Raw genomic sequence first — 17,675 nt, forward strand, 5'->3', positions numbered from 1 at the left:
AGTTTTTACCCCACCTTTATTGTGAACCCAGGTGTGTTATTTCAGCATAACGGGCCGTCAGTTGCTTCAGGTGCATTTCCAGTTGAGACCGGGCAGCGGCAGGTAAAGGTTCGCCCGCAGGATGTTGTGACAATGCCCGCAGTTGCTCTTCAACCGGTATGGATTGGTTAAAGGACTGCATAGTGGAAAAAACCACTGATTTCAGCTCGCTGACCCGTTTCAAGAATGATTGCCGTCCGACCTCAGGCCAGATTCCCGGCGTTAATATCTGCGCAATTTCGCCCTGCTCACTCAGGCCCGATCGTGCGTTGCATTGGCCTCCGCCTCACTTTGTTGCTGCTTTGCCAGAGTCCGGGCGAGAAGCGTTGAATACAACGGCGTTCCGCCGAAATATTGCGCAGACAGGGTAGCCCCAAGACAGGTAATAATCATTGGCAGAATAAGCTGATAATTATTCGTCATCTCCAGCACCAGAATAATGCCGGTCAAGGGTGCGCGTACCGAGGCCGCAAATAACGCCCCCATGCCCGCAACGGCAAAGGTTGCCGCTTCAAGATGATACGCCGGAAACATTGCAACACAGAGTTGACCGACGCTGATGCCGAGTAATGTGCCGAGCGTCAGCATCGGCGCGAAAATACCGCCTGGCGCCCCGGATGCGAAACACAGCAAGGTAGTCAGCGCGCGAAGAAAAAACAGGGAGAGTAAAGCGGCGGAGGTATATGTACCGGCTGAAAAGTCGGGAATTAACGTAATACCGCCAGTGACGGCCTGAGGCAGTACCAGCCCCAGCAGACCGCATAATCCGCCCAACACTGCACCGCCCAGCACCCAACGTGAGGTTTGGCCCTTGTGAAGAGTCTGAAACAGATCCTGCAGCGTGAATATCAGACGATTAAAGGCCACACCGCAGCCACCAAATAGAATCCCTAACAGCAAATATAACCACAGGGTTTGTATCGGCGCATCTTTCAGTTGCCCGATATTAATGATGGGTTCGTTACCGTTCAGCGCACGAAAAACAATGCTTGAGGTAATGACCCCAACAAACACGGCTTTGATAGAAATAAGGCTAAAGCGAAACTGCAGGCGCATTTCTTCAATGATGAACAGAATGCCTGCCAGCGGGGCATTAAAGGCGGCGGCCAGGCCAGAAGCAGCACCGGTAGCCAGAATAGTATGACGGGATTCAGAAGACCGCATGCGGAAGATATCCAGACACATGCGTCCAATGTTGCCGCCAATTTGAACTGTCGGCCCTTCTCGCCCAAGCACCATGCCCGAGCCCAGCGCGCCCAGCCCCCCAACGAACTTCACCGGTAAAACTCGCCACCAGCGTACGGGCCTTAACTCCTCCAGCGCACCTTCTATTTCAGGAATGCCCGATCCACCCGCTTCAGGCGCAAATCGCCTGACAAGAAAATAGCCTGAAGCTGCCAGCCCTGCGGAAAAAATAAAGGCAAATAAGCCCATTAACAAGGCATTGTTTTCAAACTGGCTCAGCCAGTGGAGGCGGGAATGTATGACCCAGCTTACCGCTCTGTCGAATGCCACCGCCGTCAGGCCCGTTAATACACCCACCAGCGCGGCGAGCAGTAATAAGGCAACCGGCGTTTTATCTCGCCGAATAAGATATTGTAACAACCGTAGCCGACGGGGGCGAAAAAGACCGGGTCGGTTTGAGACAAAAGCGCGCATGCCTGACCTCAAAATTAGCGTGCTGAACAGCACCAACAATGCAAATTAAATCCAGAGGTTATCGCATCCCCGCCATAATTCCTCGCTTTTATTTATCTCCGAATTTTACTAAATCAGCAACCTGCTGCTGCATAAGGGATGATGTGGGGTAATCATCATGCCTGATAAAATTTCAGGCCTCGTCTGGCAATTTTATCTGCAAGCCATTGATTTGCAGCCTGAGGACGCTCATCATCCTGCGCCATCAACGATCTTTCTGGAGACGCGTGTGTGACCACTCTCAGTAATACACTGCTCGAAGCCGTTCTTGAGCAGGTCCGTCCGTTAGTTCATCAGGGCAAAGTCGCTAATTACATTCCGGCGCTGGCTGACGTCGCGGCCGACCATCTGGGTATAGCGGTCTGTTTACGTGATGGCACAGTTTTTCAGGCAGGCGATGCTGAAACACGTTTTTCGATCCAGTCCATTTCGAAAGTGCTCTCTCTCACCGTCGCGCTGACGCGTTATGAGGATGCGGAGATATGGCGGCGAGTGGGTAAAGAACCCTCCGGTCAGCCTTTTAATTCGCTGGTTCAGCTTGAACTGGAGCAGGGAAAACCCCGTAATCCCTTTATTAACGCCGGGGCGCTGGTGATCTGCGATTTGCTTGAAACCCGGCTGACAGCACCGCGTCAGCGTATGCTGGAAATAATCCGTCAGCTCAGTCAGCAATCGGATATTCAGTACGATCGTCACGTCGCCCGTTCTGAATACGAACACTCTGCCCGCAACGCGGCTATCGCCTGGCTGATGAAGTCATTTGGTAATTTTGACAACGACGTCACCAGCGTTATGCAGACTTATTTTCACTACTGCTCATTGTCCATGAACTGTATTGAACTGGCTCGCAGTTTTATTTATCTGGCTAATCAGGGAAAAACCCTGGATGGCGCGTCCCTGATTTCGTCCCGCCAGGCGCGGCAGATCAATGCGCTAATGATTACCAGCGGTATGTACGACGGGGCCGGCGAATTTGCCTGGCGGGTGGGCATGCCCGCCAAATCCGGGGTTGGCGGCGGTATCATTGCCGTCATTCCTGGTGAAATGAGCATCGCGGTCTGGTCACCCGGATTGGATAGCGCGGGCAATTCGTTAGCCGGCACCGCCGCGCTGGAGTGCCTGACTGACAAACTCGGCCGTTCGATATTCTGATTCAGCTCACGACATTCACGGGCCGGTTTTGCTCAAATCCCGCCAGGTTCACCATGAGTCCCTGAAGCAGATTATGCATGCCGCTGTTACTCGCCCAGGCAATGTGCGGTGTCAGGAGAAGATTGGGGATATCGGGCTGGAGTAGAGGGTGATCCCGCGCAGGGGGTTCACTGCTGAGAACGTCCAGCGCTGCACCGGCAAGGGTGCCATTCCGCAGGGCATCTGCCAGTTGCGCCTCGTGAATTAAGCCGCCCCGCGCGGTGTTAATCAGTAACGACTGGGGTTTCATCTTTTCCAGCGTCTCGCGATCGATCAGATGGCGGGTTTGCTCGCTAAGAGGGCAGTGCAGTGAAATGATATCGCTGGAGGCCAGCATCGCATCAAAGCTGACATAGCCGTCACGGATCCTGCTGCTGTCTTTGCGTTCGGCATAAAGCACACGCATTCCCAAGGCCTGTGCCAGCCTGCCGACTGCGCTGCCGATGTCGCCCTTTCCAACAATACCCAGCGTTGCGCCAGCAATATCCTGAATCGGCGCCCGGTGCAGGCAAAAATGAGAGGATTCAGGCCAGGAGTGACGCGTGCTGTTGGCGTATTCCACGATCTGGCGCCGCAAGGCAAAAATAAAGGCTATCACGCCTTCCGAAACACTTTGCGTTGAGTAACCCGGAATGTTGCTCACCACAATGCCACGTTCTTTGCAGGCTGCAATATCAATGCAGTCATAGCCCGTTGCCGTGACACAGATGTATCGCAGGTCGGGGAGCTGTGCCAGCGTCGCCGCACGTAAGGGCACCTTGTTGGTGATGGCAATGGTCGCCCCCTTTAGCGCTGTAACGATCTCGTCTTCGGCCGTGTCCGTTCGAAATTGCCAGTCACTACACCAGGCGGGCTGAGTCGGTGGCACGGGCAATGTGTCGCCATCGAGTGTTACGATTTTCATTAGATCTCCTTTATTACAATATCACCGACAAATAATGTTATTTAAATGTACGGCATGAGTAACGATAAAGTTAATTTCAAAGCCAATTTGAGTGAAGGTGCTCAAAAGGTGCGACTTTCGATGGCTTAAATGCCATTTTTTTTAACCCTTTTATCTCCGTCGCGTTACACTGCCGCCCTGAAATTGTGAATAACTATCCTGTTCTGATGATGAAATCCACCCGCTGTAAACAACAACGACTGAGCGCCTGTATTGCGATACTGGCTGTACTGCTGTTGTTTATTGCACCTGTGGTATCAAAAAATCTTGCTGAACGCCATGATGCGATGACGATGTCAGGCATGAGTGCGGATATGCCGATGATAGATCATCGCAGCGATATGGCGATGACCGATCACAGTATGATGAACGACGGCCTCGCCTGCGGTTATTGCGATCTGCTGGTGCATGTTCCGTTAATGTTGTGGGTATTTATTCCCTTCATCTGGTTGATCTGCCTGACCTGTCGCGCTCCTCCGCCCCGGCACATTGCGCGCCTGGCGTTACCGCGCCTGAACGGTATTTATCGACCCCGCGCACCACCGTTGCCCCGGTTGTTTATTTCCTTGATGTGATCTTTTCTTCTTACGCCATGGCGCAGGAGGAAAAGCCCGGTATTCTGAAAATATGGAATCGCTATGACTTTTTCACGGGAAAACAATCTTCCTCAACGCGGGGCGATGTTGAATGTTCTTCGTCGTTTACATTTTTATATTGGCCTGTTTATTGCGCCCTTTATTTTTGTTGCGGCATTAACCGGCACGCTGTATGTCATTACGCCGCAGTTAGAGAACCTGATTTATAATGATGCACTCACCACCAACGCCCAGGGCACTGCAAAGCCGCTTTCCGATCAAATTAGTGCGGCCAGGCGTTATGCCGGTAATGCCCGGATTTATGCCGTAAGGCCCGCTCCGGGCGAACACGACACGACGCGTGTGCAGTTTTCAGAGCCGCAGTCAGGCCCTTCAGAATCACGTTCTGTTTTTATCGACCCTTATACGCTCGCTGTAAAAGGGGACATGACGGTTTATGGCACCAGCGGCGTATTACCTCTTCGCATGTGGCTCGATCAGGTTCATCGCGGTCTGCTGCTGGGCGATGTTGGCCGTAATTACAGCGAACTGGCGGCGTCATGGTTATGGGTTGCGGCACTGGGTGGCATTCTGCTGTGGCTGGGGACGCGTCCGCGGCGCAAAGTCAGACAGCCGCGTTCTGGCTTTTTATTAACGCGTTCCTGGCATATTACGCTCGGCTTAGTCCTGTCCCTTGGTCTGGTCTTTTTCTCGGTAACGGGATTAACCTGGTCACAGTGGGCAGGTAGTAATATTGATAAAATGCGCAGCGATTTTGGCTGGTTGACGCCTCAGGTCAGAACAGCGCTAAATGGCGATGCACCGGTGGTGGCTGCCGATCCTCATGCCGAACATCATGCCACGATGGACGGTATGGCAATGGGCGGCACCCTGCCCAGCATGCCGGGTCATAAGACCGACAAACCCGTTATCCTTAATCAGCCTGATGCTGACTGGGACAGGGTTGAGGCGGCCGCACGTAGCGCAGGTATCAAGGCGGCAAAAATTGAATTACGCCAGCCGAAAAGTGCCGGTCAGGCATGGACAGTGAGTGAGATCGATCGCCGCTGGCCAAGTCAGGTCGATTCGGTTTCCGTTAATCCTGATGACTTCAGCATTGTCGATCACGTGGAGTTTGCCCATTTTCCGCTGGTCGCGAAGCTGACACGCTGGGGCGTGGATGCACATATGGGCGTGCTGTTTGGCCTACCGAACCAACTCATCCTGGCGCTGTTTGGTTCGGGGTTATGTGCGATGATCGTTCTGGGTTATCGCATGTGGTGGATTCGCCGCCCGGCATTACCGCAGGCCAATCCCGCGCAAACGCTGCTGGCAGCATGGCAGGTCTTACCGCGCTATCAGCAGGGGGCCAGCCTGATCCTGGCTCTCGCATTCGGTTATGCGCTGCCGTTGATGGGCGTGAGTTTACTGGCCTTCTTACTGCTTGATATCCAGCGCTGGCGGAAAGCACAGCGTGCTTCACGTCAGGAGGTTGTCACGCCGCTGGATAAACAGTCTCCATTGGCGATTGTTCAATCCCGGTTTGCCGTTAAGCGTAAAGAGATGCGTTATTTCCTGCGCAGCGTGGTCATTCTGGCAATTATTGTGGGAACCGTTATGGCACGCGCCATGGTGAGTGGCGTAATTGAGCAATACAATATTCCGTTCAGCGACTGGACGATAATGATGTATATCACTCAGGCCATGATGATTCTGCTTTATACCACCGTATTTACCGGCTTAATGTCGATTCCACTCTGGTATTTTTTCCTGGGTGAAAGTGACGAGCAGGGCAAGTAATAAAAATGCCCGCATTATGCGGGCGTTTGATGAATCAGAATGCATGGTAAGCCGGGTCTTTAATCATGATGGATATCGTGAACGCGTTGCAACGCGTGTTTTAACTGGCTGACATCCTCTTTTAACCAGTGCCGTTGCGTCAGAGGCAGATGATCCAGTCCTTCGGGAATCGGCACACCCTCTAACGCCCCCTCATTACAAAGCGCCCTGACCAGGGTTGCCTGCGAAACCCCTAGATAGGCTGCCATTTCAGATAATGTCATACGATCTGAGTGCATTTTTCACCTCCTGATCTTCACTTACTGATGCATTTTTGTTCAGCCCTCCCCCGGCTATATTGATCTCAAACAGGATTGGGCATAAAACAGTTGAAAGTGAATAAAGTTGCTAAGCTGGTAACTCAGATCCTAAAAACAGGGATAAGACTGTGCAACGTTATGGATTGATGGCGCTTTTCCTCGTTTCCTGCTGGGCCAGCGCGCATAACATCGTCATCGGGCAGCCCCTTCCGTCGGTTTTTATTGCGGATAAAGGTGAAATGCGGCTGGAGGGCGGCAAGGTTAACTATCAAAAATGGAACAGCCTTTCTCTTCCGGGTCGGACACGTTTAGTTATTCATGTTGCAGGACGATTGTCGGCCAAAGAGCAGTCCGCCCCGCTTATTGCGGCCCTGCAGCGCGCCAACCTGCCACAAGACCGGTTCCAGACCACAACCATCGTGAATACAGATGATGCTTTGCCTGGCAGCAGTCTGTTTGTGATTAACAGTATCCGCTCCAGTAAAAAAGCCTCACCATGGCAACAATTTATTATCGACAGTAGCGGCGTGGCACAACATCGCTGGCAGCTTAAGCCAGAAGGTGCCGCTGTCATCGTGCTGGACCCTGATGGTCAGGTAAAGTTTGCGAAAGACACGGCGCTCAGTGCGGATGATGTTTCTCAGGTCATTGCAACATTACGTGCGCTGACAGGCTGACCCCTGGCAACCCGGTAAAGGTACCGCACGGTCTGCCAATCCGACGGAGGTTTATGAATTTTCCACCTTTTCCACAAGCTCAACTAGTATTAACGATGTGGATTTAGCAAAAAAAACCTGTAACCCTAAATGTAAAATAACGGGTAAGCCTGCCAACCATGTTATGGCAGATTAAGCGTCTTTTTGAAGGGCACCGCATCTTTCGCGTTGCCGTAAATGTATCCGTTTATAAGGACAGCCCGAATGACGGTCTGCGCAAAAAAACACGTTCATCTCACTCGCGATGCTGCGGAGCAGTTACTGGCTGATATTGATCGACGCCTTGATCAGTTATTGCCCGTGGAGGGAGAACGGGATGTTGTGGGTGCCGCGATGCGTGAAGGTGCGCTGGCACCGGGAAAACGTATTCGCCCCATGTTGCTGTTGCTGACCGCCCGCGATCTGGGTTGCGCTGTCAGCCATGACGGATTACTGGATTTGGCCTGTGCGGTGGAAATGGTCCACGCGGCTTCGCTGATCCTTGACGATATGCCCTGCATGGACGATGCGAAGCTGCGGCGCGGACGCCCTACCATTCATTCTCATTACGGAGAGCATGTGGCAATACTGGCGGCGGTTGCCTTGCTGAGTAAAGCCTTTGGCGTAATTGCCGATGCAGATGGCCTCACGCCGCTGGCAAAAAATCGAGCGGTTTCTGAACTGTCAAACGCCATCGGCATGCAAGGATTGGTTCAGGGTCAGTTCAAGGACCTGTCTGAAGGGGATAAGCCGCGCAGCGCTGAAGCTATTTTGATGACGAATCACTTTAAAACCAGCACGCTGTTTTGTGCCTCCATGCAGATGGCCTCGATTGTTGCGAATGCCTCCAGCGAAGCGCGTGATTGCCTGCATCGTTTTTCACTTGATCTTGGTCAGGCATTTCAACTGCTGGACGATTTGACCGATGGCATGACCGACACCGGTAAAGATAGCAATCAGGACGCCGGTAAATCGACGCTGGTCAATCTGTTAGGCCCGAGGGCGGTTGAAGAACGTCTGAGACAACATCTTCATCTTGCCAGTGAGCATCTCTCTGCGGCCTGCCAACACGGGCACGCCACTCAACATTTTATTCAGGCCTGGTTTGACAAAAAACTCGCTGCCGTCAGTTAAGGATGCTGCATGAGCCATTTCGCGGCGATCGCACCGCCTTTTTACAGCCATGTTCGCGCATTACAGAATCTCGCTCAGGAACTGGTCGCGCGCGGTCATCGGGTGACCTTTATTCAGCAATACGATATTAAACACTTGATCGATAGCGAAACCATTGGATTTCATGCCGTCGGGACAGACAGCCATCCCCCCGGCGCGTTAACGCGCGTGCTACACCTGGCGGCTCATCCTCTGGGGCCGTCAATGCTGAAGCTCATCAATGAAATGGCGCGCACCACCGATATGCTGTGCCGCGAACTCCCTCGGGCATTTAACGATCTGGCGATAGATGGCGTCATTGTTGATCAAATGGAACCGGCAGGCGCGCTCGTTGCTGAAGCACTGGGACTGCCGTTTATCTCTGTCGCCTGCGCGCTGCCTCTCAATCGTGAACCGGATATGCCCCTGGCGGTTATGCCTTTCGAATACGGGACCAGCGACGCGGCTCGCGAACGTTATGCTGCCAGTGAAAAAATTTATGACTGGCTAATGCGTCGTCATGACCGCGTCATTGCCGAACACAGCCACAGAATGGGCTTAGCCCCCCGGCAAAAGCTCCACCAGTGTTTTTCGCCACTGGCGCAAATCAGCCAGCTTGTTCCTGAACTTGATTTTCCCCGCAAAGCGTTACCGGCTTGTTTTCATGCCGTCGGGCCTTTGCGCGAAACGTACGCACCGTCAACGTCTTCATCCCGTTATTTTACATCCTCAGAAAAACCCCGGATTTTCGCCTCGCTGGGCACGCTTCAGGGGCATCGTTATGGGCTGTTTAAAACGATAGTGAAAGCCTGTGAAGAAATTGACGGTCAGCTCCTGTTAGCCCACTGTGGTCGTCTTACGGACTCTCAGAGTGAAGAACTGGCGCGAAGCCGTCATACACAGGTGGTGGATTTTGCCGATCAGTCAGCCGCGCTGTCACAGGCGCAGCTGGCGATCACCCACGGCGGAATGAATACGGTACTGGACGCGATTAATTACCGGACGCCCCTTTTAGCGCTTCCACTGGCCTTTGATCAGCCCGGCGTCGCGTCACGCATCGTTTATCACGGCATCGGCAAGCGTGCTTCCCGCTTTACCACCAGCCATGCTTTGGCTCGTCAGATGCGTTCATTGCTGACCAACCTCGACTTTCAGCAGCGCATGGCGAAAATCCAGACCGCCCTTCGTTTGGCAGGGGGCACCATGGCCGCTGCCGATATCATTGAGCAGGTTATGCGCACCGGTCAGCCTGTCTTAAGTGGGAGCGGCTATGCAACCGCATTATGATCTGATTCTCGTGGGGGCTGGACTCGCGAATGGCCTTATCGCCCTGCGTCTTCAGCAGCAGCAACCTGATATGCGTATTTTGCTTATCGACGCCGCACCCCAGGCGGGCGGGAATCATACGTGGTCATTTCACCACGATGATTTGACTGAGAGCCAACATCGCTGGATAGCTCCGCTGGTGGTTCATCACTGGCCCGACTATCAGGTGCGCTTTCCCACACGCCGTCGTAAGCTGAACAGCGGCTACTTCTGTATTACTTCTCAGCGTTTCGCTGAGGTTTTACAGCGACAGTTTGGCCCGCACTTGTGGATGGATACCGCGGTCGCAGAGGTTAATGCGGAATCTGTTCGGTTGAAAAAGGGTCAGGTTATCGGTGCCCGCGCGGTGATTGACGGGCGGGGTTATGCGGCAAACTCAGCACTGAGCGTGGGCTTCCAGGCGTTTATTGGCCAGGAATGGCGATTGAGCCAACCGCATGGTTTATCGTCTCCCATTATCATGGATGCCACGGTCGATCAGCAAAATGGTTATCGCTTCGTGTACAGCCTGCCGCTCTCGCCGACCAGATTGTTAATTGAAGACACGCACTATATCGATAATGCGACATTAGATCCTGAACGCGCGCGGCAAAATATTTGCGACTATGCCGCGCAACAGGGTTGGCAGCTTCAGACATTGCTGCGTGAAGAACAGGGCGCCTTACCCATCACCCTGTCGGGCAATGCCGAGGCATTCTGGCAGCAGCGCCCCCTGGCCTGTAGTGGATTACGTGCCGGTCTGTTCCATCCTACCACCGGCTATTCACTGCCGCTGGCGGTTGCCGTGGCCGACCGCCTGAGCGCACTTGATGTCTTTACGTCGGCCTCAATTCACCAGGCTATTAGGCATTTTGCCCGCGAGCGCTGGCAGCAGCAGCGCTTTTTCCGCATGCTGAATCGCATGCTGTTTTTAGCCGGACCCGCCGATTCACGCTGGCGGGTTATGCAGCGTTTTTATGGTTTACCTGAAGATTTAATTGCCCGTTTTTATGCGGGAAAACTCACGCTGACCGATCGGCTACGTATTCTGAGCGGCAAGCCGCCTGTTCCGGTATTAGCAGCATTGCAAGCCATTATGACGACTCATCGTTAAAGAGCGACTACATGAAACCAACTACGGTAATTGGTGCAGGCTTCGGTGGCCTGGCACTGGCAATTCGTCTACAGGCTGCGGGGATCCCCGTCTTACTGCTTGAACAACGTGATAAACCCGGCGGTCGGGCTTATGTCTACGAGGATCAGGGGTTTACCTTTGATGCAGGCCCGACGGTTATCACCGATCCCAGTGCCATTGAAGAACTGTTTGCACTGGCAGGAAAACAGTTAAAAGAGTATGTCGAACTGCTGCCGGTTACGCCGTTTTACCGCCTGTGTTGGGAGTCAGGGAAGGTCTTTAATTACGATAACGATCAAACCCGGCTCGAAGCGCAGATTCAGCAGTTTAATCCCCGCGATGTCGAAGGTTATCGTCAGTTTCTGGACTATTCACGCGCGGTGTTTAAAGAAGGCTATCTGAAGCTCGGTACTGTCCCTTTTTTATCGTTCAGAGACATGCTTCGCGCCGCACCTCAACTGGCGAAACTGCAGGCATGGAGAAGCGTTTACAGTAAGGTTGCCAGTTACATCGAAGATGAACATCTGCGCCAGGCGTTTTCTTTCCACTCGCTGTTGGTGGGCGGCAATCCCTTCGCCACCTCATCCATTTATACGTTGATACACGCGCTGGAGCGTGAGTGGGGCGTCTGGTTTCCGCGTGGCGGCACCGGCGCATTAGTTCAGGGGATGATAAAGCTGTTTCAGGATCTGGGTGGTGAAGTCGTGTTAAACGCCAGAGTCAGCCATATGGAAACGACAGGAAACAAGATTGAAGCCGTGCATTTAGAGGACGGTCGCAGGTTCCTGACGCAAGCCGTCGCGTCAAATGCAGATGTGGTTCATACCTATCGCGACCTGTTAAGCCAGCACCCTGCCGCGGTTAAGCAGTCCAACAAACTGCAGACTAAGCGTATGAGTAACTCTCTGTTTGTGCTCTATTTTGGTTTGAATCACCATCATGATCAGCTCGCGCATCACACGGTTTGTTTCGGCCCGCGTTACCGCGAACTGATTGACGAGATTTTTAATCATGATGGCCTCGCAGAGGACTTCTCACTTTATCTACACGCGCCCTGTGTCACGGATTCGTCACTGGCGCCTGAAGGTTGCGGCAGTTACTATGTGTTGGCGCCGGTGCCGCATTTAGGCACCGCGAACCTCGACTGGACGGTTGAGGGGCCAAAACTACGCGACCGTATTTTTGAGTACCTTGAGCAGCATTACATGCCTGGCTTACGGAGTCAGCTGGTCACGCACCGGATGTTTACGCCGTTTGATTTTCGCGACCAGCTTAATGCCTATCAGGGCTCAGCCTTTTCTGTGGAGCCCGTTCTTACCCAGAGCGCCTGGTTTCGGCCGCATAACCGCGATAAAACCATTACTAATCTCTACCTGGTCGGCGCAGGCACGCATCCCGGCGCAGGCATTCCTGGCGTCATCGGCTCGGCAAAAGCGACAGCAGGTTTGATGCTGGAGGATCTGATTTGAATAATCCGTCGTTACTCAATCATGCGGTCGAAACGATGGCAGTTGGCTCGAAAAGTTTTGCGACAGCCTCAAAGTTATTTGATGCAAAAACCCGGCGCAGCGTACTGATGCTCTACGCCTGGTGCCGCCATTGTGACGATGTTATTGACGATCAGACGCTGGGCTTTCAGGCCCGGCAGCCTGCCTTACAAACGCCCGAACAACGTCTGATGCAACTTGAGATGAAAACGCGCCAGGCCTATGCAGGATCGCAGATGCACGAACCGGCGTTTGCGGCTTTTCAGGAAGTGGCTATGGCTCATGATATCGCCCCGGCTTACGCGTTTGATCATCTGGAAGGCTTCGCCATGGATGTACGCGAAGCGCAATACAGCCAACTGGATGATACGCTGCGCTATTGCTATCACGTTGCAGGCGTTGTCGGCTTGATGATGGCGCAAATCATGGGCGTGCGGGATAACGCCACGCTGGACCGCGCCTGTGACCTTGGGCTGGCGTTTCAGTTGACCAATATTGCTCGCGATATTGTGGACGATGCGCATGCGGGCCGCTGTTATCTGCCGGCAAGCTGGCTGGAGCATGAAGGTCTGAACAAAGAGAATTATGCGGCACCTGAAAACCGTCAGGCGCTGAGCCGTATCGCCCGTCGTTTGGTGCAGGAAGCAGAACCTTACTATTTGTCTGCCACAGCGGGCCTGGCTGGGTTGCCCCTGCGTTCGGCCTGGGCAATCGCTACGGCGAAGCAGGTTTACCGGAAAATAGGTGTCAAAGTTGAACAGGCCGGTCAGCAAGCCTGGGATCAGCGGCAGTCAACGACCACGCCCGAAAAATTAACGCTGCTGCTGGCCGCCTCTGGTCAGGCCCTTACTTCCCGGATGCGGGCTCATCCTCCCCGCCCTGCGCATCTCTGGCAGCGCCCGCTCTAGCGCCATGTCTTTCCCGGAGCGTCGCCTGAAGTTTTGACAGGGGCGGCGCATAGAGGAAGCCAAAAGAAACACAACCTTCTTTGCCCCTGACGGCGTGATGCATACGGTGCGCCATATACAACCGTTTGAGGTAGCCCTTGCGTGGAATATAGCGGAATGGCCAACGTTGATGCACCAGCCCGTCGTGCACCATAAAATAGAGTAATCCATACGCCGTCATACCTGCGCCAATCCACTGGAGCGGCCACATTCCTGTACTGCCCAGATAAATCAGCAGGATCGATAATGCAGCAAAAACCACGGCATAAAGATCGTTAACTTCAAACGCACCTTTACGCGGTTCATGATGTGAAAGATGCCATCCCCAACCCCAGCCGTGCATGATGTATTTGTGTGCCAGTGCAGCAACCACTTCCATGCCAATCACGGTAACGAAAACGATCAGGGCATTCCAAATCCACAACATAATTTCTCCGGTAGAGACGTCTGGCAGCAGGCTTAAGGATTCAATTTTAACAGAGATTAGCCGATCTGGCGGCGGGAAGGGAAAAAGGCGCGCCAGAAAGGCGCGCCAGGGATCAGAAGTCGGCTTTCAGAACCACACGGTAGTTGGCTTTACCTGCACGAACATGGTCCAGTGCATCGTTGATTTTCGACATCGGGAAGTACTCCACTGTCGGCGCAATATCTGTACGGCCAGCCAGCTTCAGCAGTGAACGCAGCTGCGCAGGTGAACCGGTTGAAGAACCCGTCACGGCGCGGTCGCCTAAAATCAGGCTGAAAGCCGGCACGTCAAACGGCTTCAGTACGGCACCCACGGTATGGAACTTACCGCGAGGCGCCAGGGCCGCAAAGTAGGGTTGCCAGTCGAGATCGACGGCGACCGTGCTGATAATCAGGTCAAACTGGCCCGCCAGGCTTTTTAAAGCTTCCGGATCACGGCTGTTCACCACATGATCGGCGCCCATGTCCAGAATAGCCTGCTTCTTATTGGCCGAAGAACTGAACGCCGTCACTTCTGCGCCCATCGCGTGCAGAATCTTAATGGCGATGTGGCCCAGACCACCAATACCGATCACGCCGACGCGGCTCATCGCGGTAATGTTATGCATAAGTAAGGGTTTAAAGACGGTAATCCCACCACACAGCAGAGGGCCGGCCGTGGCCGCATCCAGCTTTTCAGGTAATGGGATAACCCACTGCCAGTTGGCGCGCAGTTTGTCAGCAAAGCCACCATTGTTGCCAATTGTGGTTGTGGTGCCATTGGCGCAGTTGACGTGATCGCCGCTGATGCAGGGATCGCAATGCTGGCAGCTCTTGGCTGTCCAGCCGATGCCCACGCGCTGTCCCACTTTCAGGCCTTTCGTTTTGGCACTTTCGCCAAGCGCAGCCACGCGTCCAATCACTTCATGACCGGCAACAACGGGATACGCTGAAATTCCCCATTCGTTATCGATCATCGACAGATCTGAGTGGCATACGCCGCAGTATTCAACTTCAACTTCTACATCTTCAGCGTCTAACGGGCCGGGATCATAGTCGTAACGCTCCAGTGCTTGTCCCGCCTGCATGGCTGCGTAACTCTTAATTGTCATTCTGTACCTCATTTAACGCGTTGTTTTGGCGGTCAGCGTATTTGCAACTGTCACGAACTGACCGCCGCCAAGATGATGTAAAGTGTGTAGCGCTGAATTGCTGTCATCGAAATGCCAGCGACCGTCGTAAAAAACCCGATTGTCTGCCGCAGCGGTGACCACTTCACCAAACAGCGTGTCGTACGCCTGCTGCGCTTCGGTTTCAGGTGACAGACGGCATTCCATCCACGCTACACAACTCTCTTCCAACAGAGGCACACCGAAGTGTTGACTCTCGCTGGCCTGAATATCAAAAGCCGCAAATTTATCCTGATCGCGCCCGCTCGTGCTGCCAACAGCGTAAGCCAGATCGACAAATTGCGCGGCAGGGACACAAATACCAAATGCACCACTGGCTTCAATCAGCTCACGTGACCAGGTCGATTTATCCACAATAATCGCTACCCGCGGCGGCGAAAATTCGACGGGAACGGACCAGGCTGCGGCCATGATGTTGCGACGCTGTGACTGACTATCCCGACTGGTTATTAATATAGTCGGTCCGTGGTTCAGCAAACGGCTTGCGTGTTCCAGCGCGACAGGACGAAAGTGCGACATTCGAAGATCCTTAATGACTGGGTCAGGCAATATAACGCCAGTACACCCGGTTTGCAGGTTGATGAACCCGGTACTCTAGCGGTTTTTATCTCAGATGAACTTGCCGCTTTGTGCCTTAGCTTGACAAAATAGTGTTTAATATCATGATTTAACAATCTTGGAATTTTAAACAGGTTGCACGACAAGCGGAACCGCTGAAGGGATAATTTTAGTTCGGTTTGGTATGAAAGATGAGAAATAAGACTAATCCTTATCAGTCTGCATTCACGGCTGCTGGCAGGATCACCTGGCAGAATAAGCGTAAGTTTGTCACAGTCAGTGAAGCAGATTTTAACCATCGTAACGGGAGTTGCTATGAACAATGACAAACTACAGGCTGAACCTCTTGTCTGGGGACAAGGTCCACAGGTGTTTGAGGTTTTTATCGAACCCACCTGCCCTTTCTCTGTACGCGCGTTTAACAAATTCGATGCGCTGTTAGAGCAGGTTGGTGAAGATAAAATGACACTCAAAATTCATTTTCAGTCGCAGCCCTGGCACATGTACTCTGGCGTAATCGTGCGCTACATCCTCGCGGCATCGGTAGAAAGTAAAGCGGCGGCTAAAGCGGTTCTGCAGGCCGTTGCCGATCATCGGGAAGCCTTTGAGTTTACAGACCATTGTCGTGGTCCAAACCGAGACGTTACGCCTAATCAGCTTCTCGCCAGACTCAGAGAGTACAGCGGCGTCGATGCTTATGCGGCATTTGACCGGCCCGATTTGCAAAACCTGATCAAATGGCACTGTAAATATGCCCGCCAGAACGGTATTCATGTTTCACCTACCTTTATGATTAATGGCCTGGTACAGCCCGATATCGGCAGTGGTGATACGGTTGATGAGTGGGCAAAACGTATTCTGGCCTGACAGACTTGCTGCCCAAAAGCAGCCATTCAGGCCCTGCTGTAAAAGGACTTAATATGACGATGACGCTTGAACAGATTAAAACGAAATACCCTGACGCGCTGGCCTGGTCGTTTGGCGATTCACCCGATCTGGCCAATGAACTGGCCACGTTGGTCCTTACCGGCAAAAAAATCGCCACCTGCAGTTCTCTGCAAGGCTGGTATGAAGATGACGTGAAACCGCAACCCGGCGGCTATAGCATCATCTTAAACGGCGCGGATAATCCGGTTTGCGTCATCAGGACGACGGGGCTGTTTGTGACACGCTTCGATCGCGTTACGCCGGAGATGGCCATGATGGAAGGCGAAGGTGACCTGAGCCTTGAGTACTGGCAGCGTGAACATCAACGCTTTTTTCAGCGTAACGGTGGATTTAGCACTGAAATGGAACTGATATTTGAGACCTTTCAGCTTGTTGAAGTCATCTGAATCAGCCCTGCTCACTCAGTACAGGATCCAGTAGCGAAGTGCCATAGGAGTTATCCACGGTGCAGCGCCACTGGTTATCGCTTTCCAGGCGAAATACATAGGTGGCCCGGCGGGTGCTTTCTACGGACTGTCCCTGCCCATCGGGATAGCGCAGCACAGTTTCCATAATCACCAGCGCGGTGCCTGCGCCCTCAATGACCTCCATCCTGCCCTGCTCTACCACCAGCTGATGCTGAAAATAATTTGCAATCGTTTCAAAGGCGCGACGAATGGCTACGCGACCCGTAACGGTCATTCCGGGCTTCACAACCAGGCTGGCATCGGCAGCATAGTGTTTCATCAGGGCATCATAATTACCGGCTGATATCGCCCGGTCGCATAACCTGACAACCTCTAAAACGGGATGGTCATTCATCAGCACTTCCTCACACATAGCGGGTGTGCTAAGTATATCGCCATCAATGTTAAAAAGGAGTTATATATGTTTAGCCATATGGTTGTTGGTACGGATAATATTGAGCAAGCTAAAAAATTCTACGATGCTGTTTTTGCTGTGATCCGTTGCGAAGATCAGGGCATTGATGCCCTGGGGCGCCCTTTTTACGTTAAAAATCACCAGCGTTTTATTATCACTCAGCCCATTAATGGCCAGCCCGCGACCTTTGCCAACGGGGGTACCATTGGCTTTACCATGGCCTCCTCTGAAGACGTTTTCAACTGGTATCAAAAAGGTCTCGAAAACGGCGGCACTTCGGCTGAAACACCGCCTCATGTCAGAGAAACGGATGGAAGATGCGTCGCCTATCTGCGGGATCCAACCGGCAATAAGCTGTGTGCTTTTTATAATCCGGCATAATTTTTTAACGAATTTGATGTGCGCCTT

At 53.0% G+C, this 17,675-nt stretch carries 19 protein-coding genes and 1 pseudogene; 12 read left to right on the forward strand and 8 right to left on the reverse strand.

The window, feature by feature from the left end:
• Positions 1-16 precede the first annotated feature (16 nt).
• Both QLG08_RS06175 and clcA read right to left on the reverse strand, forming a co-directional pair.
• Positions 17-214: pseudogene (locus QLG08_RS06175) on the reverse strand (VasL domain-containing protein); the annotation flags it as partial.
• A 77-nt stretch (positions 215-291) separates the two neighbouring features.
• A complete protein-coding gene (gene clcA / locus QLG08_RS06180; RefSeq protein WP_014333246.1) occupies positions 292-1,698 on the reverse strand; it encodes a H(+)/Cl(-) exchange transporter ClcA in 1,407 nt (468 codons plus the stop codon).
• 270 nt (positions 1,699-1,968) lie between these two features.
• Here clcA and glsB point away from each other — a divergent pair, with 270 nt between their 5' ends.
• Complete coding sequence (gene glsB, locus QLG08_RS06185) at positions 1,969-2,889, forward strand: glutaminase B (protein ID WP_013027986.1); 921 nt, start codon at positions 1,969-1,971, stop codon at positions 2,887-2,889.
• A 1-nt stretch (position 2,890) separates the two neighbouring features.
• Here glsB and QLG08_RS06190 read toward each other — a convergent pair whose 3' ends face one another.
• A complete protein-coding gene (locus QLG08_RS06190; protein ID WP_028716069.1) occupies positions 2,891-3,832 on the reverse strand; it encodes a D-2-hydroxyacid dehydrogenase in 942 nt (313 codons plus the stop codon).
• 185 nt (positions 3,833-4,017) lie between these two features.
• On the opposite strand from QLG08_RS06190, the gene QLG08_RS06195 reads away from it, so the two are divergent.
• Both QLG08_RS06195 and QLG08_RS06200 read left to right on the forward strand, forming a co-directional pair.
• Entirely contained in the window at positions 4,018-4,446 is a 429-nt protein-coding gene (locus QLG08_RS06195; protein WP_272847702.1) for a DUF2946 domain-containing protein, read from the forward strand.
• Positions 4,447-4,509: 63 nt separating this feature from the next.
• Entirely contained in the window at positions 4,510-6,246 is a 1,737-nt protein-coding gene (locus tag QLG08_RS06200) for a DUF2534 family protein (RefSeq protein ID WP_272847703.1), read from the forward strand.
• A gap of 59 nt (positions 6,247-6,305) precedes the next feature.
• Here the strand turns inward: QLG08_RS06200 and QLG08_RS06205 are convergent, their stop codons facing one another.
• Positions 6,306-6,524 carry a helix-turn-helix domain-containing protein gene (locus tag QLG08_RS06205; protein WP_042676311.1) on the reverse strand — a complete coding sequence of 73 codons (219 nt, stop codon included), beginning with the start codon at positions 6,522-6,524 and terminating at the stop codon, positions 6,306-6,308.
• 149 nt (positions 6,525-6,673) lie between these two features.
• Here QLG08_RS06205 and QLG08_RS06210 point away from each other — a divergent pair, with 149 nt between their 5' ends.
• From QLG08_RS06210 to crtB, 6 genes are all read left to right on the forward strand, one after another.
• Positions 6,674-7,222, forward strand: a complete 549-nt coding sequence (locus QLG08_RS06210) for a YtfJ family protein (RefSeq protein ID WP_207806232.1) — start codon at positions 6,674-6,676, stop codon at positions 7,220-7,222.
• 243 nt (positions 7,223-7,465) lie between these two features.
• A complete protein-coding gene (locus tag QLG08_RS06215; protein ID WP_014333254.1) occupies positions 7,466-8,374 on the forward strand; it encodes a polyprenyl synthetase family protein in 909 nt (302 codons plus the stop codon).
• Positions 8,375-8,383: 9 nt separating this feature from the next.
• Positions 8,384-9,679 carry a glycosyltransferase gene (locus QLG08_RS06220; RefSeq protein WP_014604684.1) on the forward strand — a complete coding sequence of 432 codons (1,296 nt, stop codon included), beginning with the start codon at positions 8,384-8,386 and terminating at the stop codon, positions 9,677-9,679.
• Positions 9,663-10,811 carry a lycopene beta-cyclase CrtY gene (gene crtY / locus QLG08_RS06225; protein ID WP_282472842.1) on the forward strand — a complete coding sequence of 383 codons (1,149 nt, stop codon included), beginning with the start codon at positions 9,663-9,665 and terminating at the stop codon, positions 10,809-10,811. Before QLG08_RS06220 ends, crtY begins: the two co-directional genes overlap by 17 nt.
• Before the next feature lie 11 nt (positions 10,812-10,822).
• Positions 10,823-12,301, forward strand: coding sequence for a phytoene desaturase (locus QLG08_RS06230; RefSeq protein ID WP_029571298.1), 1,479 nt, complete (start codon positions 10,823-10,825; stop codon positions 12,299-12,301).
• A complete protein-coding gene (crtB, locus tag QLG08_RS06235) occupies positions 12,298-13,227 on the forward strand; it encodes a 15-cis-phytoene synthase CrtB (protein WP_013027995.1) in 930 nt (309 codons plus the stop codon). The genes QLG08_RS06230 and crtB overlap by 4 nt, the downstream gene beginning before the upstream one ends.
• Here crtB and QLG08_RS06240 read toward each other — a convergent pair.
• From QLG08_RS06240 to QLG08_RS06250, 3 genes are all read right to left on the reverse strand, one after another.
• Positions 13,166-13,693, reverse strand: coding sequence for a sterol desaturase family protein (locus QLG08_RS06240; RefSeq protein ID WP_013027996.1), 528 nt, complete (start codon positions 13,691-13,693; stop codon positions 13,166-13,168). The genes crtB and QLG08_RS06240 overlap by 62 nt on opposite strands.
• 112 nt (positions 13,694-13,805) lie before the next feature.
• Positions 13,806-14,822 carry an NAD(P)-dependent alcohol dehydrogenase gene (locus tag QLG08_RS06245; RefSeq protein ID WP_014333258.1) on the reverse strand — a complete coding sequence of 339 codons (1,017 nt, stop codon included), beginning with the start codon at positions 14,820-14,822 and terminating at the stop codon, positions 13,806-13,808.
• Positions 14,823-14,834: 12 nt separating this feature from the next.
• Positions 14,835-15,419 carry a flavin reductase family protein gene (locus QLG08_RS06250; protein WP_282472843.1) on the reverse strand — a complete coding sequence of 195 codons (585 nt, stop codon included), beginning with the start codon at positions 15,417-15,419 and terminating at the stop codon, positions 14,835-14,837.
• 354 nt (positions 15,420-15,773) lie between these two features.
• On the opposite strand from QLG08_RS06250, the gene QLG08_RS06255 reads away from it, so the two are divergent.
• Together QLG08_RS06255 and QLG08_RS06260 are read left to right on the forward strand one after the other, a co-directional pair.
• Positions 15,774-16,325, forward strand: coding sequence for a thioredoxin domain-containing protein (locus tag QLG08_RS06255; RefSeq protein ID WP_282472844.1), 552 nt, complete (start codon positions 15,774-15,776; stop codon positions 16,323-16,325).
• Positions 16,326-16,378: 53 nt separating this feature from the next.
• Positions 16,379-16,792, forward strand: coding sequence for an ASCH domain-containing protein (locus QLG08_RS06260; protein ID WP_014333261.1), 414 nt, complete (start codon positions 16,379-16,381; stop codon positions 16,790-16,792).
• A gap of 1 nt (position 16,793) precedes the next feature.
• Here the strand turns inward: QLG08_RS06260 and QLG08_RS06265 are convergent, their stop codons facing one another.
• Complete coding sequence (locus tag QLG08_RS06265; RefSeq protein ID WP_282472845.1) at positions 16,794-17,207, reverse strand: nuclear transport factor 2 family protein; 414 nt, start codon at positions 17,205-17,207, stop codon at positions 16,794-16,796.
• On the opposite strand from QLG08_RS06265, the gene QLG08_RS06270 reads away from it, so the two are divergent.
• On the forward strand, positions 17,196-17,648 hold the full coding sequence (locus QLG08_RS06270) for a VOC family protein (protein WP_237734461.1): 453 nt from the start codon (positions 17,196-17,198) through the stop codon (positions 17,646-17,648). The two genes, QLG08_RS06265 and QLG08_RS06270, sit on opposite strands and share 12 nt — an antisense overlap.
• Positions 17,649-17,675 lie beyond the last annotated feature (27 nt).

It is taken from the genome of Pantoea sp. V106_11, from assembly GCF_029967885.1.
Lineage (GTDB): Bacteria > Pseudomonadota > Gammaproteobacteria > Enterobacterales > Enterobacteriaceae > Pantoea > Pantoea ananatis.

Excerpts from the sequence above, each read along its gene's own strand:
- crtY (WP_282472842.1), top strand. The coding sequence starts at position 9,663 with ATGCAACCGCATTATGATCTGATTCTCGTGGGGGCTGGACTCGCGAAT.
- QLG08_RS06220 (WP_014604684.1), top strand. The coding sequence starts at position 8,384 with ATGAGCCATTTCGCGGCGATCGCACCGCCTTTTTACAGCCATGTTCGC.
- QLG08_RS06270 (WP_237734461.1), top strand. The coding sequence starts at position 17,196 with ATGGTCATTCATCAGCACTTCCTCACACATAGCGGGTGTGCTAAGTAT.
- QLG08_RS06265 (WP_282472845.1), bottom strand. The coding sequence starts at position 17,207 with ATGAATGACCATCCCGTTTTAGAGGTTGTCAGGTTATGCGACCGGGCG.
- QLG08_RS06260 (WP_014333261.1), top strand. The coding sequence starts at position 16,379 with ATGACGATGACGCTTGAACAGATTAAAACGAAATACCCTGACGCGCTG.
- QLG08_RS06250 (WP_282472843.1), bottom strand. The coding sequence starts at position 15,419 with ATGTCGCACTTTCGTCCTGTCGCGCTGGAACACGCAAGCCGTTTGCTG.
- QLG08_RS06215 (WP_014333254.1), top strand. The coding sequence starts at position 7,466 with ATGACGGTCTGCGCAAAAAAACACGTTCATCTCACTCGCGATGCTGCG.
- QLG08_RS06200 (WP_272847703.1), top strand. The coding sequence starts at position 4,510 with ATGACTTTTTCACGGGAAAACAATCTTCCTCAACGCGGGGCGATGTTG.
- QLG08_RS06245 (WP_014333258.1), bottom strand. The coding sequence starts at position 14,822 with ATGACAATTAAGAGTTACGCAGCCATGCAGGCGGGACAAGCACTGGAG.
- QLG08_RS06240 (WP_013027996.1), bottom strand. The coding sequence starts at position 13,693 with ATGTTGTGGATTTGGAATGCCCTGATCGTTTTCGTTACCGTGATTGGC.
- QLG08_RS06190 (WP_028716069.1), bottom strand. The coding sequence starts at position 3,832 with ATGAAAATCGTAACACTCGATGGCGACACATTGCCCGTGCCACCGACT.
- QLG08_RS06255 (WP_282472844.1), top strand. The coding sequence starts at position 15,774 with ATGAACAATGACAAACTACAGGCTGAACCTCTTGTCTGGGGACAAGGT.
- QLG08_RS06230 (WP_029571298.1), top strand. The coding sequence starts at position 10,823 with ATGAAACCAACTACGGTAATTGGTGCAGGCTTCGGTGGCCTGGCACTG.
- QLG08_RS06205 (WP_042676311.1), bottom strand. The coding sequence starts at position 6,524 with ATGCACTCAGATCGTATGACATTATCTGAAATGGCAGCCTATCTAGGG.
- clcA (WP_014333246.1), bottom strand. The coding sequence starts at position 1,698 with ATGCGCGCTTTTGTCTCAAACCGACCCGGTCTTTTTCGCCCCCGTCGG.